We start from the raw sequence: 263 nt of genomic DNA, 5'->3' as shown, positions 1-263 counted from the left end.
AGCATCGTGTTGCCCGGGCGAAGTGGCCAGAAGGCGCGTGAAGTGAAGCAGGAACTGCGTAGCCAGCGCATCACGCTGCCCGGGCAGGCCGGTGTCACGCTCACCTGCGTCGAGGCGTGCGAGGTAGATGCGCCAGCGGGCGTAAAGCCCGTTATCTGGCGTCTTGTGACCAACCGCGAAGCGGCTGATGCGGATGCGCTCATCGAACTCGTTGACTGGTACCGCGCGAGGTGGGAGATCGAAATGTACTTCAATGTCCTGAA

The 263-nt window shown here is 62.0% G+C and carries 1 pseudogene; it reads left to right on the top strand.

The features are described from left to right. A pseudogene (locus tag SB753_RS38300) lies at window positions 1-263 on the top strand (IS4 family transposase); the annotation flags it as partial.

The organism is Paraburkholderia sp. SIMBA_053 (assembly GCF_046534895.1).
Taxonomy (GTDB): Bacteria; Pseudomonadota; Gammaproteobacteria; order Burkholderiales; family Burkholderiaceae; genus Paraburkholderia; species Paraburkholderia caledonica.
Note: the sequence above shows the minus strand (reverse complement) of the source record. Positions and strands in the feature narration are given on the sequence as shown.